The organism is Sphingomonas rustica (assembly GCF_039652585.1).
GTDB classification, from domain to species: domain Bacteria; phylum Pseudomonadota; class Alphaproteobacteria; order Sphingomonadales; family Sphingomonadaceae; genus Sphingomonas; species Sphingomonas rustica.
This window is the reverse complement of the sequence record NZ_JBDIZK010000004.1, coordinates 289,015-302,399: the sequence shown is the minus strand read 5'-3', so window position 1 is coordinate 302,399 and position 13,385 is coordinate 289,015. Positions and strand designations below refer to the sequence as shown.

Below are 13,385 nucleotides of genomic sequence, written 5' to 3'. Positions count from 1 at the left end.
CCCGTTTCAGTAATTGACGCGCAGCCCCAGGCCGATGGTCCGCGGCCGGGGCCCGGCGAGCAGGGTCGGGCCATTGGCGGCGGTCGGCCCGCGTTCGTCGGACAGATTCTCCGCGAAGATGCGCAGCTCGTAATGGTCGAAGCGCACCCCGGCGCTGGCGCGATAGAGCTGATAGGGTTTCAGCTCGTTGACCGTCGCATCGCCGTTGCGGGTCCGGCCCACCGCGGTCGCCGACGCATTGGCGAAGACGCCGATGTCGCCGAACTCGCGATCGAAGCTCGCGTCGAACCGGACATTATAGGGCGGCGTGTTCAGCAGGCGCTGGCCATTGGCGACGCGTGGATTGGCGCCGGCAAATGCCGGGACGACATCGGTAAACTCGGACGAGTTGAAGTTGGCGATCGCGCTCAACGTCAGTCCCTTGACCGGCGTGTCCCAACCCAGTTCGAGATCGAGGCCGCGCGTCTTCGCGTCGCCCAGATTGGCGAAGGCCGCCAGGCCGATCGAGGTGTTGAACGCGCTTTGCAGGTTCGTGTATTTGATGTCGTAGACGCTGGCCGCGATGTGGAACTTGCCGGCCGACCCCTTCACCCCGACTTCCAGGTTGCGCAGCTTGTCGGGCGTCAGCGACAGGGCGCTGGGCACGCCGTCGGCGATCACCGCATCGGCTTGGGCCTTTGATTGCAGGATGCCGCTGCGAAAGCCGGTGCCGGCGTTGAAGAAGACCATCCAGTCCGTGCTGGGATAATAGGCCAGGTTCGCCCGCCACGTGAGCGCATCGGGCTTGGCCTCGCTGGATGCCGGAACGCCGCTCGACACCGAATCCGACGACCGGTTGTCCTTGAAATAGCGCAGACCGACCAAGGGCACGAGCTTGCCGCCGAACAGCTCGTAGCTGATCTCGGAGAAGACCGAGGCATTCTCGGTCCGGGTGATCGTGCTGCCGGTGATCGCCAGCGTCGGAAAGTTGATGCTGAAGTCGTAGAGGCCCTTCGCCTTCTGATAGAAGGCGCCGCCCACCCAGTGGAACGGACCGGTGCCCGAGGTCGACAGGCGGAATTCGTTGACGAAGCTGCTCGCGTCGCCGCCATTGACCAGCGTTCCGATCCCCAGCGGCGGCCCGAGATTGAGCGCCACCCCGAAGCCGCCGGGAAGCGACTTCTGATAGGCGGTCGCGTTGGTCAGCGTCAGGCCGTCGAACTCGTAGGTGAAGGTGCCCGAATAATATTCGGCGCTGCGCTTGTCATAGCCCTGAACATTGCCCTGATAGGCGGCATAGGGCGGATCGACCGAATTCATGACGTTGAGATAGTCCTGGTCGGTGCTGAACTTCCATGCGCGCAGCCTGAGCGTCGCGCGGTCGGTCGGCTTGAACAGTACCACCGCCTGGAAATCCTTGGCGACGACGTCATTGGCGTCGGTCTTGTACGGCGTGCCGGTCGGCGCGCCCTGATAGATGTCGTTATAGCCGGCGCGATAGTCATAGCCGGCGCTCAACCGGATCGCGAGGACGTCGGCGATGAGCGGGACCGAGACCGCACCGGCCGCGCGGTAGTTGAGATTGCCGGCGTCGCGCGTGGTCGACAGCTCGAAGTCGCCCGCGACGGTGACCTTTTCGAGATCGGGATTCTTGGTGCGATAGATGATCGCGCCGCCCATCGACCCCTGGCCGTAGAGCGTGCCTTGCGGGCCGCGCAGCACCTCGACCCGCTCGATATCGAAATATTGCAGCGGCGGGGCGGTCTGGTTGTTGGGAATGCCGAACGGCGTGTCGTCGAGATAATAGCCGATCATGCCGTCGCCGATCGGCCCGCCAGCACCCGACCCGCGGAACGAGAAGATCCGGTAGCCCGCACCGATTTCCTGCGCCTGCGACGCGCCCGGGATCAGCTGGATCAGGTCGGCCGCATCGCGCACGCCGCGCCCTTTCAGCGACTCCTCGGAAAATGCCTGGATCGCGAGCGGGACGCGATCGAGCTGCTGCTCGCCGGTCTTGAGCGCGGTGACGACGATCTCATTGTCATCGGCGGCGTCTGGCGTCGCCACCGGCGCGGGATCGGACGACTGCGCCAGCGCAGGGGTTGCGGCAAGCAGCGCGAAGGTCAGCGCCAGGATGCTGGACCGCGCGGTCGGACGGAAACGAGGCGACCCGGCGCTGGACGATGCGAGCGCGGATTCGGACGACGGGCACGAAGTCATGTTCAACCCCTCCAGACAACATCGATTGTCGTTGATCGCAATCGATTGCAATCTCGCTATGCCAAGCTGCAGCGAATTGCAAGTGCGATCATGCAATCGATTGGAGGGTCGTGTGGGTCCGGCGCGCCCCAGATGCGGGCGACGCGCGGTCGAGGTGTCGTGTGGTTACTTCGCCTCGGCGATCAGCGCGCGTGCTTCCTCGCCGGTCCAGTCCATGCTGCCGGTCATCCGCCAGACTTCCTTGCCCTGCGAGTCGTACAGGATCGTCGCGGGCAGGTTCACGCCCATGTTCAGGCTGAATGCGGCGTCCGCGTCCAGATAGGGTTGCAGCTTCTTGAAGCCGGACTTGGCGAAATAGTCTCCGACGCGCTTCTTGCCGTCCTCGATGTCCTGGCTCAGCACAACGACCTGCTTGGTATCGCCCAGCTGGACTGCGAGCGCGTCGAGCGTCGGCATTTCCTTCACGCAAGGCGCGCACCAGGTTGCCCAGAGATTGAGCAGCAGCGGCTTGCCGCGAAATGCGGCCAGGCTGGTCTTGGTGCCTTTCGGATCCTGAAACGCGAAGTCGGGCGCCGCCTCTCCCTTGTGGCTGCGGTCGAGCGTCCGGGCGCTCTCGCCGGGGGCGCCTTCGGCTCCCGCCGCCGCATTTGAAGGGCCATTGCCCGCAGGCGCAGGCGCGGACAAGTTTTCGTTTGCTTGCTGCGCGCCGTTCGATTGCCTATCGCAACCGCCGATTCCGACACTGGTCAGCAGGAGAAGCGCGATTAGCGGGCGCAAGGACAGCTCCAATAGCATGTGGGGAGGGCGCTTCGCCGAAGGCCCGTCCGCGGTGATGCGCGAGATAAACGCGTCGATCCCCTTCGACAAGCGAATGTGGCGACAGGACCTGGCGGGCAGCCAGGCGCATGTCGCGATGCTGGGCAAACAGGGCATCATCCCGCTCGAGGACGCGCAGGCGATCTCGGCCGGGCTTCACCGTGTCGCAGAGGGATTCGAGGCCGACGGCGTGCCCGTCGATCTCGCGCTCGAGGACATTCACATGCTGGCCGAAAGCCGGCTGGCGGACGGCATCGGCCCGAGTGCGGGACGGCTGCACACCGCACGGTCGCGCAACGACCAGGTCGCGACCGACTTCCGCCTGTGGGTACGCGATGCGATCGATCAGGCCGACGCGGCGCTGGCGGCTCTGGTCGACGCGCTGCTCGGTCGCGCCGACGAGCATGCCGACAGCGTGATGCCCGGCTTCACCCATCTCCAGGTCGCCCAGCCGGTGACGCTCGGCCATCACCTGATGGCCTATGTCGAGATGTTCACGCGCGACCGAAGCCGGTTGCGCGACGCACGGGCCCGGCTGAACCTGTGCCCGCTCGGTTCCGCCGCGCTGGCCGGTACCGGCTTCCCGATCGACCGTGGGGCGACCGCGGCCGCGCTTGGCTTCGACGGGCCGACGCGCAATTCGCTCGATTCGGTGTCCGACCGCGACTTCGCGATCGAATATCTGACGAGCGCGACCCAGTGCAGCCTGCACCTCAGCCGCCTGGCCGAGGAGTTCGTGATCTGGGCGAGCCAGCCCTTCGGCTTCGTCGCGCTGAGCGATCAATGGTCGACCGGCAGTTCGATCATGCCGCAAAAGCGCAACCCCGACGCGGCCGAACTGGTTCGCGGCCATTCGGGCCGGATTGCCGGCAGTCTCGTCAGCCTGATGATGACGATGAAGGGCCTGCCGCTGGCCTATTCGAAGGACATGCAGGACGACAAGCCGCCGGTGTTCGAGGCGCACGACCTGCTGGGCCTCAGCATCGCGGCGATGACCGGCATGGTCGAGAGCGCCACCTTCCGGCTCGAACGGATGCGTGCGGCGGCGGAGGCCGGCTTCTCGACCGCGACCGACCTGGCCGATTGGCTGGTGCGCGAGGGCGGCATCCCGTTCCGCGAAGCGCATCACATCACCGGGCGCGCGGTCGCCGAGGCAGAACGCCAGGGCATACGCCTCGACCAACTCGATATCGGTGCGCTCAAGGCGATCGACGACAGGATCGACGATCGCGTGTACGATGTGCTGAGCGTCGATGCGTCGGTGGCGAGCCGGACCAGCTTCGGCGGGACGGCGCCGGTGCGGGTGCGCGAGGCGATTGCGGCCGCGCGTGCGGTCCGCGAGGAGGAAGATCGATGAAGCGACTGCTGATTGCGGGACTGGCACTGGCACTTGCCGGATGCGGTGCGCGCGAATCGCTGGCCCCGCCCAAAGGGGCGTCGCTTCCGGTCAAACCGGCGGTGGCGCGCAGCCAGCCGACCTCGGACGACCTGCTCAAACCGCCGTCGCAGACGCGCCCCGCGCGCAGCGACGACCTGATCCAGAGTTCGCAGGAACGTCGCAGCGACGAGTTCGACCTCCCGCCCCAATAGCCGAGTTTCCATGACCGATTTCGAATATTCCAACGGCGAGCTTTACGCCGAACAGGTTCCGCTCGCCCGCATCGCCGAACAGGTCGGCACGCCGGTCTATGTCTATTCCGCCGAGGCGTTCCGCCGCCGCGCCCGCGACTTCCGCGACGGCGTGGCGCAGGCGGGCCGCGTCCATCTCGCCTTCGCGATCAAGGCCAATCCAAATCTCGCGGTGCTGCGCCTGCTCGCCAATGAAGGCTATGGCGCCGACGTCGTCTCGGGCGGCGAGATGGCCCGCGCGCTGGCCGCGGGCATGGCGGCGAAGGACATCGTCTTCTCGGGCGTGGGGAAGACCCGTGCCGAACTGGCGACCGGGCTCGACAAGGGCATCGGCCAATTCAACCTCGAGCTGGAGGAAGAGGGCGTCGTCCTGGCCGAGATTGCGCGCTCGAAGGGGCTGGTCGCGCCCGCGACGCTGCGCGTGAACCCCGACGTCGACGCCGGCACCCATGCGAAGATCTCGACCGGCAAGGCGGAGAACAAGTTCGGCCTGCCGATCGACCAGGCGCCCGACATCTTCGACCGGCTGGCCCCGCTGGGGGGGCTGAACCTGCGCGGCGTCGCGGTCCATATCGGCAGCCAGCTCAAGAGCCTGGATCCGCTGGAAAAGGCGTTCGTCCGCGTCGGCGAGCTGGTCGCCGAACTGCGCGGCCGCGGCCACACCATCACCCATGTCGACCTGGGCGGCGGCCTGGGCGTGCGCTACCAGGACGGCGACGTGCCGCCGACGGCGCAGGAATTCGGCGCGATGGTTGCGCGGGTGACGCAGGGCTGGGACGTCGAGCTGATGTTCGAGCCGGGCCGCGTCATCTCCGCCAATGCCGGGCTGCTCGTTACCGAGGTCCTGTGGGTCAAGCCGGGGGTGACCAATCCCTGGGTGGTCGTCGATGCGGCGATGAACGACCTCGCCCGCGTCGCGCTGTACGACGCGCACCACGATATCTCTTCGGTGAAGCCGAGCGGCGAGCGCATCGTCGCCAATGTCTGCGGACCGGTGTGCGAATCGAGCGACGTCTTCGCCAAGGACCGCGAGATCGACGCGGTGAAGGGCGGCGACCTGATCGTGCTCCATTCTGCCGGCGCCTATGGCGCGACGATGGCCAGCACCTACAACAGCCGTCCGCTGGTCCCCGAAGTGCTCGTCTCGGGCGATCGCCACGCGATCGTCGCCGGCCGCATCGCCGCCGAGACGATCATGGACGAGGAACAGGTTCCGGACTGGCTCTGATGGCACTCGCCGCGCTGCCGCTGTTCGTGAAGCTGGCGGGGCGGCCGGTGATCCTGCTGGGCGAGGGTGAGGCGGCCGATGCCAAGCGCCGCCTGCTCGAACGCGCCGGCGCGCGGGTCGTCGGCGAGAATGCGGACGCGGCGCTGGCGATCGTCGCGCTCGACGAGCCCGAGGCGGCGGTCGAGCGGCTTCGCGCGCGCGGCATCCTGGTCAACGCGGTCGACCGCGCCGAATTGTGCGACTTCACCCTGCCGGCGATCGTCGATCGGGATCCGGTGATCCTCGCGATCGGTACCGGTGGCGTCTCGGCCGGGTTGGCCGCGGCGCTGCGCCAGCGGCTGGAGACGCTGCTGCCGGTGAAGCTGGGCAAGCTCGCCTGGGCGCTGTCGACCGCGCGCGGCCGCATCCGCGCCCGCTGGCCCGACGCCGCCGACCGGCGCCGTGCGATCGGTGCCGCGCTGAGCGAGGGCGGGCTGCTCGATCCGCTGGCCGAACATGACGGCGATTCGGTCGAATTGTGGCTCGCCGCGCCCGAGGTCGTGCGCGGGTCGGAACTCGTCCGCATCCGCCTGCGCAGCGATGACCCCGACGATCTGACGCTGCGCGATGCACGGGCGCTTGCCCGCGCCGACCGCATCTATCATCGTGGCGCCGTGCCGACCGCCATCCTCGACCGCGCGCGCGCCGATGCCGCGCGAATCGCCTGCGATGCGCCGCCGGCCGATCCGGGAGCCGGACTGTCGGTCGATGTGGAGCCTGTCGCATGAGCGGTTTCGCCTGGGTCGTGAATGACGGCAAGGTTCAGTCGGTGGGCATCAAGCAGGCGCTGGGCCAGCCCGGTGAACTGGTGTGGGTCCACCTCACCACCACGGATGACCATGCGAAGGAATGGCTGGGCGGTGAGGCGCAATTGCCGCCCTTCGTGATCGAGGCGCTGACGGCGGCCGAGACGCGCCCGCGTTGCGACGCGGTCGGCGACGGCGCGGTGATCAACCTGCGCGGCCTGTCGTCCGAGGCGATGACGGCATCCGATCCGCTCGCTTCGATCCGGCTGTACGCGCATCAGGATCATGTCTTTTCGGTCACGCGCAAGCCGTTGAGCGCGCTCGATCCCGTGCAGAAACAGGTAGCGGCCGGGCGCATCCTCGATCCGGGCGACCTGATCTCCGAAATCGCGCAGCAGATCACCTCCGAGCTCGACCCGGTGGTCGCCGACCTGGGCGACAATCTCGACGATTGCGAGGCGCAGATCGCCGCCCATGCCGCGTGGGAACTGCGCCGGATGGTCAGCGAGACGCGAAGCAAGGCGATCGGCTATCGGCGCTTCCTCTATCCCCAGCGGCTGGCGCTGGAGCGACTGGCCGCGCTGCCGGGCGAATGGCTGCGCGAGGATGATCGGCTGCACCTGAATGCCGCCGCCGATCGCGCCGCACGCATGGCCGAGGAACTCGAGAGCATCCGCGAGCGTGCCGCGCTGACGCACGAGACGTTGACCGACCTGCGCGCCGAACTGATCGACCAGCGCTCGCTGATCATCGCGGTCGTGGCGATGGTGTTCCTGCCGTTGACCTTCGTCACCGGATTGCTGGGCATGAACGTCGCCGGGATCCCCTTCGCCCACAAAACCTGGGCGTTCTGGGGCGTGGTCGGCTTCTGCATCGCGATCGCGGCAGTGATCACGCTGTATTTCATGCGCCGCCACTGGTTTCCGAAATAGCCGCGTTGCGGCGTTTCGATGCGGACCCTAAAGCAGGGGGATGTGGCAGCTTTACCAGTTCCCCCTCTGCCCCTTCTCGCGCAAGGTCCGGCTTCTGCTCGGCGAGAAGGGTGTCGGCTATGAGCCCGTCCGCGAGTCGCCGTGGCAGCGGCGCGACGAGTTTCTCGACCTGAACCCGACCGGCCAGGTGCCGGTGATGGTCGACAGCGAGCGCGGGGTGACGTTGATCGATTCCAGCGTGATCTGCGAATTCTTCGAGGAGACGGTGACCAAGTCGCCGATGCTCAACGGGACCGCGCCCGACCGGGCCGAGATCCGCCGGCTGGTGATCTGGTTCGACACCTATTTCTACCGCGACATCACCGCGCCGCTGCTGAACGAGCGGATGCTCAAGCGGCTCGTCTATCGCCAGGCGCCCGACGGCCAGGCGCTGCGCGGCGCGATGAAGGCGGCGGTCGAATATCTCGACTATATCGACTATCTGCTCGATCACCGCACCTGGCTGGCCGGACCGATGATGAGCCTCGCCGATCTCGCTGCCGCGGCGCAGATTTCGGTGGCCGACTATCTCGGCGGCATCGACTGGAAGAGCCACGAACAGGCCAAGCGCTGGTATATCGGCATGAAGAGCCGGCCGAGCTTCCGCAACCTGCTGACCGAACGGATGGACGGGATCGCGCCGCCCGCCGATTACGAGAAGCTGGACCTGTAACCGGATGCTCGAGCACGTCCCGCACTGGCTGGGGGCGGCGCTGAAGCGGCTGCGCGCCGGACAGGACAAGCTGGCGATCGCCCATGCCGGCCTTGGGACGTTCGACTCGCTGAACCTGTCCAGCATGGCCTTTGCCAATGGCGATCGCCTGCCCGAACGGTTCACCGCCGACGGCGTGGGCGTGTCCCCGCCGCTGTTCTGGACCGGGGTTCCGGAAGGGGCCGAGCGGCTGGTGCTGATCGTCGAGGATCCCGACGCGATCACCCCGGCCCCGACCGTCCATGCGATCGTCTGGGGTCTGGCGCCGGACGGCGAACTGAAGGAGGGCGCGATCCGCGCCGATGGCGAGGGCTCGGCGGACGGCAGCGATGTCGGGCGTCACAGTTTCTTCGGCGAAGGCTGGCTGGCACCCGACCCGCCGACCGGCCACGGGGTGCATCATTATGCCTTTCAGCTCTTCGCGCTGGGCCCCGGCCCCGACGTGCGCGAAACGCCCGGCCGCGGCACGATCCTGAAGGCGATGGCGGGGCGGGTGCTGGCGGCGGGCCTGCTGACCGGAACCTATTCGCGCGGCGAACCGGCGCCGACGGGCCTGGTCGGTGCGGCGGTGCCGGCGCGGTGACGTCCAGGCGGTAACCTGAGCGACCATATCCCTTGTTGCACGGCAGCATGGTTTGCCCCATGCCGCCCACACCGATTTGAGGACCACTGGTGGCCAGTCGCGCTGCAACGACATTGTTCGACGCCGGTATCATCGCCGATCGCTGGGTCGTGGACTATTGCAGCGGGGGGCGCGGCGACGATGTCCTGTGCGCTGCCGGCCCGTCCGATCCCGCCTGGCGTGCGGTGTTCGAGGAACTGGCCACGCTGGGCGGCGACATGCTCGACCACGCCCGTGAGCGCGCCCAGCGCCAGGCGGCGGAGATCGGCACCGGGTTTCGCATTGTGGGCGAGGGGGAAGAACGGCCCTGGCCGCTGTCTCCGGTACCGCTGCTTATCGGCTCGGACGAATGGCGCGGCATCGAGAAGGGTGTCGCGCAGCGCGCCACGCTCATGGAAGCGGTGCTTGCCGACCTCTACGGCGATGCGACGCTTGTGGAGGCCGGCCATCTGCCCGCCGCGCTCGTCACCGGCAGCCCGTTCTTCCTGCGGCCGCTGTCGCATCTCGTTCCTCCCGGCGGATCGCACCTGCAATTCGTCGCGATGGACCTGTGCCGCTCGCCCGGCGGCGAATGGCGCGTGCTTGCCGATCATCTGCGCGCCCCTGCCGGCGCCGGCTATGCGCTGGAGAACCGGCTGGCGATGGCGCGCACGCTGGGCGGGTTGCAGGGCCGGCTGAACGTCGAACGCCATGCGCCCTTCTTCGCTGCGTTTCGCGAGGGGCTTGCCGAGCGATGCCGCCGCGCCGATCCGCGCATCGCGCTGCTGACGCCGGGCCGCCTCAACCCAAGCTATGCCGAACAGGCACATCTCGCGCGCTATCTCGGCTTCCTGCTGGTCGAGGGGCCCGATCTCGCGGTGCTCGACGACCAGCTTTACGTGCGCACGATCGCCGGGCTGAAACGGATCGACGGGCTGTGGCAACGACTCGATCCGCGGATGATCGATCCGCTGGCGCTCGATTCGCATTCCGCCATCGGCGTGCCCGGTCTGATCGACGCGATGTCGGCCGGAAATGTGGTGCTGGCCAACGCCCCCGGGGTGGGACTGATGGAGGCGCCGGCGTTCGCCGCCTATCTGCCTGCGCTGGCCGAACAGCTGCTGGGCGAGACCCTGTCGCTGCCCAGTGTCGCGACCTGGTGGTGCGGGAACGATGCGGGCCGGGCGGAGGTAGAGGCGCGGCTTGGCGATCTGTTGATCGCCCCGGCTTTCGGTCCGCATCCGCTGGGCCTGCCCGACGGGGCCGTCCTGGGGCAGGCGCTGACGGAAGAGTCGCGGGCGGCGCTTCTCGCCGATCTCGCACGCCGGCCGCAGGATTATGTCGGGCAGGAGGTCGCCAGCCTGTCGACCATGCCCGTGGTCGCGGGCGATCGCCTCGAGCCGCGGCCGTTCACGTTGCGGGTCTTTGCGGCGCGCGCCGCGGATGGCGGCTGGGCCGTGCTGCCGGGAGGTTTTGCCCGGATCGGCGAGCATCCCGACCCGCGCGCGGCGGTGATGGGCCAGGGAATGTGGTCGGCGGACGTGTGCATTCACGGTTCCGACCCGGTCGCACCGGTATCGCTGCTGCCGTCGGGCGATTCGACCCAGCTCCGGCGCAATCCGGGGACCTTGCCCAGCCGGGTTGCCGACAATCTCTTCTGGCTGGGGCGCTATCTCGAGCGCGGCGAGGCCCAGCTTGCGGTGCTGCGCGTCCTGCTCGGCCATTCGATCAGTGCCGATACCGGCGCCGCGCTCGAGGCCGGCACCGTCGAACGGCTGGTCGGGCTGGTTGCGGCTGCCGGCGCCGCGCCTGCACCCGCCACCTTCCGCCGCGCCGAACTCCAGCAGCTTGCGCGCACCGCGCTGGAGGACGAAAGCGGTTGGTCCTCGATCCGGGCGATCAACGCACAGGCGCGCGGCATCGGCGCGATCTCGCGCGATCGGCTGTCGGCCGACATGATCCAGCTGCTCGACGCGCCCTTCCCGACCAAGGGATCGCTGCTCGACAAGGCCGGCACGCTCCAGCGGCGCTATTCGGCGCTGGCCGGCCTGTCCGCCGAACATATGGCGCGCACCGATGCATGGCGCTTCCACGATCTCGGCAGGCGGATCGAACGCGCGGTGGCGACGATCCGATGGGTCAGGGCCTTTGGCGGCGCCGATGCCACTGCCGACGACCTGTCTACGCTGCTCGACCTTGCGAACAGCCAGATCAGCTATCGGCAGCGCTATCTGACCGGACTGGCGCGCGTGCCCGTGCTCGACCTGGTCACGCTCGACAGCTTCAATCCGCGCGCGATCGCCTTCCAGATCGGCAAGGCGGCGGCGCATCTGAACAAGCTTCCGCTGCTGTCCGACGACGGGCTGGCCGAACCGCAGCAGGAGGGCGCCCGCGAACTGGCCGCGATGATCGTCACCGCGCGCGCGACGACCATCGGCGAACCCCTGCTGCAGGACCTCGACCTGAAGCTCGCCCGCCTGTCCAGGTCGATCGCCCGCCGCTATTTCCTGCAGGGTGCCGAACCGCTGCGCGCTGCGGGCATGACGCTGGCCTGATGCTGTACGCGATCCGTCACGTCACCCGCTTCGACTATGCCCAGCCGGTCGGGTTCGCGCGCTGCAACCTGCGGCTGAAGCCGATCCTGTGGTCGGGCCAGACGATCGAGGACTATAGCCTGAAGGTCGAGCCGGGCGGGCGCACCTACCCCGCGCGTGCCGAGGCGGGGCTGGCGAATGTCGTGCGGCTGGTGGTGGAATCCCCCGCGACCAGCCTGACGATCGAGAGCATCGCCCGGATGCGCGTCGAGCGGCTGTTGCCGATCCCGTCGCCCTCCGATCCCGATCTGGCGACGATCGCGGCGCTTGCTCGTGTCAGTCGCGACATCTCCCCCGCATCGCCCGCCAGCTATCTGTTTCCGTCCCCGCTGATCCCGCTCGACCCGCATATCGCCAGATGGTGCGCCGAGGAGCTGGATCCGAAACGCGGCGTGCTCGACGCGGCAATCGCGCTCGCCACCCGCATCCAGCGCGATTTCGCGTTCGACGCCACCGCCACGCTGGTCGACACCCCGCCGCGCGAGGCGTTCGAGCAACGCCGCGGGGTCTGCCAGGACTTCGCGCAGATCATGATCACCGGCCTTCGCGCCATGGGGCTGCCCGCCGCCTATGCTTCCGGCTATCTGCGGACCTTGCCGCCGCCCGGCCAGCCTCGGCTGGTCGGTGCCGATGCGACCCATGCCTGGGTCCTGCTGTGGTGCGGTCCCGATCTGGGCTGGGTCGGGGTCGATCCGACCAACGGGATCTGGATGGCCGAGGACCATGTCGTCATCGCGATCGGCCGCGATTATGCCGATATCGCCCCGATCGACGGCATCGTCCTGGGAACCGGGGCGCAGAACATGCACGTGTCGGTCGATGTCGAGCCGTTGACGGAACCTGCGGCCTGAGGCTTGCGATTTGGCGTCGCCGCGCCGATGTACGCCGCGGACAGAGGGACAAGAATGGCCGATCCATACGCAACCCTGGGCGTTGCCCGCAATGCCAGCGAAGCCGAGATCAAGAAGGCATATCGCAATCTGGCGAAGGAACTGCACCCCGACCGCAACAAGGAGAATCCCAAGGCGTCGGAGCGGTTCAGCCAGGTCACCCAGGCCTATGACCTGCTGAGCGACAAGGACAAGCGGGCGCGCTTCGATCGCGGCGAGATCGACGGGTACGGCAACCCCGCCGCGCCCTTTGGTTTCGGCGGCGGTCCCGGCGGGCAGCAGGGCGGGTTCCGCTCGACCGATTTCGGCGGGGACGGCGGCGATTTCGGCGACATCTTCGAAGGGTTGTTCGGCAACCGGCGTGGCGGCGGTGGCGGCGGCGCGGCGGGCGGCTTTGGCGGCGGGTTCGGCGGCTTTGGTCGCCGCCCGGCAGCAAAGGGTGCCAACGTCCCCTATCGCCTGTCGGTCAGCTTCGAGGATGCGGTGAACCTCGCCACGCAGCGCGTGACCTTGCGCGACGGCAAGACCATCGACCTGAAACTCCCCGCCGGCGTCGAGAGCGGCACCCAGATGCGCCTGACCGGCAAGGGCGAGGAAGGCCCGGGCGGGAATGGCGATGCGATCGTCACCATCGAGGTCCAGCCGCACCGCTTCTTCACCCGTTCGGGCGACGATGTCCGGCTCGACCTTCCCGTCACGCTCTCCGAGGCGGTGTTGGGCGAGCAGGTGCGAGTGCCGACCACCGAAGGTGCGGTGATGCTGAAGATGCCTAAGGGGGCGACGTCGGGCAAGACGCTGCGGCTCAAGGGCAAGGGCTTCCACCGCAAGGGCGGCGGCCGCGGCGACCTGCTGGTCACGCTGATGATCGACCTGCCGGCGGACGATGCCGAACTGCGTGCCTTCGTCGAAAGCTGGCAGGGCCGCGACCAGGGGAACCCGCGCGCGAAGCTGGGCGTCTAG

At 68.1% G+C, this 13,385-nt stretch carries 12 protein-coding genes; 10 read left to right on the top strand and 2 right to left on the bottom strand.

Translation table 11 applies throughout. The annotated features are described in order from the left end of the window. Positions 1-6: 6 nt before the first annotated feature. Positions 7-2,199 (bottom strand): TonB-dependent receptor, encoded by a 2,193-nt coding sequence (locus tag TPR58_RS09135; protein ID WP_346246328.1) that lies wholly within the window; start codon positions 2,197-2,199, stop codon positions 7-9. 165 nt (positions 2,200-2,364) lie between these two features. Further along, positions 2,365-2,883, bottom strand: a complete 519-nt coding sequence (locus TPR58_RS09130) for a TlpA family protein disulfide reductase (RefSeq protein WP_346246327.1) — start codon at positions 2,881-2,883, stop codon at positions 2,365-2,367. Between the two features lie 109 nt (positions 2,884-2,992). On the opposite strand from TPR58_RS09130, the gene argH reads away from it, so the two are divergent. The 10 genes from argH to TPR58_RS09080 all read left to right on the top strand — a co-directional run bounded on the left by argH (position 2,993) and on the right by TPR58_RS09080 (position 13,385). Then, entirely contained in the window at positions 2,993-4,372 is a 1,380-nt protein-coding gene (gene argH / locus TPR58_RS09125) for an argininosuccinate lyase (protein WP_346246326.1), read from the top strand. Continuing rightward, on the top strand, positions 4,369-4,605 hold the full coding sequence (locus TPR58_RS09120; RefSeq protein ID WP_346246325.1) for a hypothetical protein: 237 nt from the start codon (positions 4,369-4,371) through the stop codon (positions 4,603-4,605). Before argH ends, TPR58_RS09120 begins: the two co-directional genes overlap by 4 nt. Positions 4,606-4,615: 10 nt before the next feature. Beyond that, positions 4,616-5,872 (top strand): diaminopimelate decarboxylase, encoded by a 1,257-nt coding sequence (gene lysA, locus TPR58_RS09115; protein WP_346246324.1) that lies wholly within the window; start codon positions 4,616-4,618, stop codon positions 5,870-5,872. After that, complete coding sequence (locus tag TPR58_RS09110; RefSeq protein WP_346246323.1) at positions 5,872-6,639, top strand: precorrin-2 dehydrogenase/sirohydrochlorin ferrochelatase family protein; 768 nt, start codon at positions 5,872-5,874, stop codon at positions 6,637-6,639. The genes lysA and TPR58_RS09110 overlap by 1 nt, the downstream gene beginning before the upstream one ends. Then, positions 6,636-7,589, top strand: coding sequence for a zinc transporter ZntB (locus TPR58_RS09105; protein WP_346246322.1), 954 nt, complete (start codon positions 6,636-6,638; stop codon positions 7,587-7,589). Before TPR58_RS09110 ends, TPR58_RS09105 begins: the two co-directional genes overlap by 4 nt. 40 nt (positions 7,590-7,629) lie before the next feature. Continuing rightward, complete coding sequence (locus tag TPR58_RS09100) at positions 7,630-8,301, top strand: glutathione S-transferase family protein (RefSeq protein ID WP_346246321.1); 672 nt, start codon at positions 7,630-7,632, stop codon at positions 8,299-8,301. A 4-nt stretch (positions 8,302-8,305) separates the two neighbouring features. Continuing rightward, on the top strand, positions 8,306-8,923 hold the full coding sequence (locus tag TPR58_RS09095) for a YbhB/YbcL family Raf kinase inhibitor-like protein (RefSeq protein WP_346246320.1): 618 nt from the start codon (positions 8,306-8,308) through the stop codon (positions 8,921-8,923). A gap of 89 nt (positions 8,924-9,012) precedes the next feature. Next, a complete protein-coding gene (locus TPR58_RS09090; RefSeq protein WP_346246319.1) occupies positions 9,013-11,496 on the top strand; it encodes a circularly permuted type 2 ATP-grasp protein in 2,484 nt (827 codons plus the stop codon). Further along, entirely contained in the window at positions 11,496-12,386 is an 891-nt protein-coding gene (locus TPR58_RS09085) for a transglutaminase family protein (RefSeq protein WP_346246318.1), read from the top strand. The genes TPR58_RS09090 and TPR58_RS09085 overlap by 1 nt, the downstream gene beginning before the upstream one ends. 54 nt (positions 12,387-12,440) lie before the next feature. Then, the gene (locus tag TPR58_RS09080) at positions 12,441-13,385 is read left to right on the top strand and encodes a DnaJ C-terminal domain-containing protein (RefSeq protein ID WP_346246317.1); all 945 of its coding nucleotides are present in this window, start codon (positions 12,441-12,443) and stop codon (positions 13,383-13,385) included.

Coding starts and splice junctions, on each gene's coding strand:
- TPR58_RS09120 (WP_346246325.1), top strand. CDS start 4,369: ATGAAGCGACTGCTGATTGCGGGACTGGCACTGGCACTTGCCGGATGC.
- TPR58_RS09100 (WP_346246321.1), top strand. CDS start 7,630: ATGTGGCAGCTTTACCAGTTCCCCCTCTGCCCCTTCTCGCGCAAGGTC.
- TPR58_RS09105 (WP_346246322.1), top strand. CDS start 6,636: ATGAGCGGTTTCGCCTGGGTCGTGAATGACGGCAAGGTTCAGTCGGTG.
- lysA (WP_346246324.1), top strand. CDS start 4,616: ATGACCGATTTCGAATATTCCAACGGCGAGCTTTACGCCGAACAGGTT.
- TPR58_RS09095 (WP_346246320.1), top strand. CDS start 8,306: ATGCTCGAGCACGTCCCGCACTGGCTGGGGGCGGCGCTGAAGCGGCTG.
- TPR58_RS09110 (WP_346246323.1), top strand. CDS start 5,872: ATGGCACTCGCCGCGCTGCCGCTGTTCGTGAAGCTGGCGGGGCGGCCG.
- TPR58_RS09085 (WP_346246318.1), top strand. CDS start 11,496: ATGCTGTACGCGATCCGTCACGTCACCCGCTTCGACTATGCCCAGCCG.
- argH (WP_346246326.1), top strand. CDS start 2,993: ATGTGGGGAGGGCGCTTCGCCGAAGGCCCGTCCGCGGTGATGCGCGAG.
- TPR58_RS09080 (WP_346246317.1), top strand. CDS start 12,441: ATGGCCGATCCATACGCAACCCTGGGCGTTGCCCGCAATGCCAGCGAA.
- TPR58_RS09135 (WP_346246328.1), bottom strand. CDS start 2,199: ATGACTTCGTGCCCGTCGTCCGAATCCGCGCTCGCATCGTCCAGCGCC.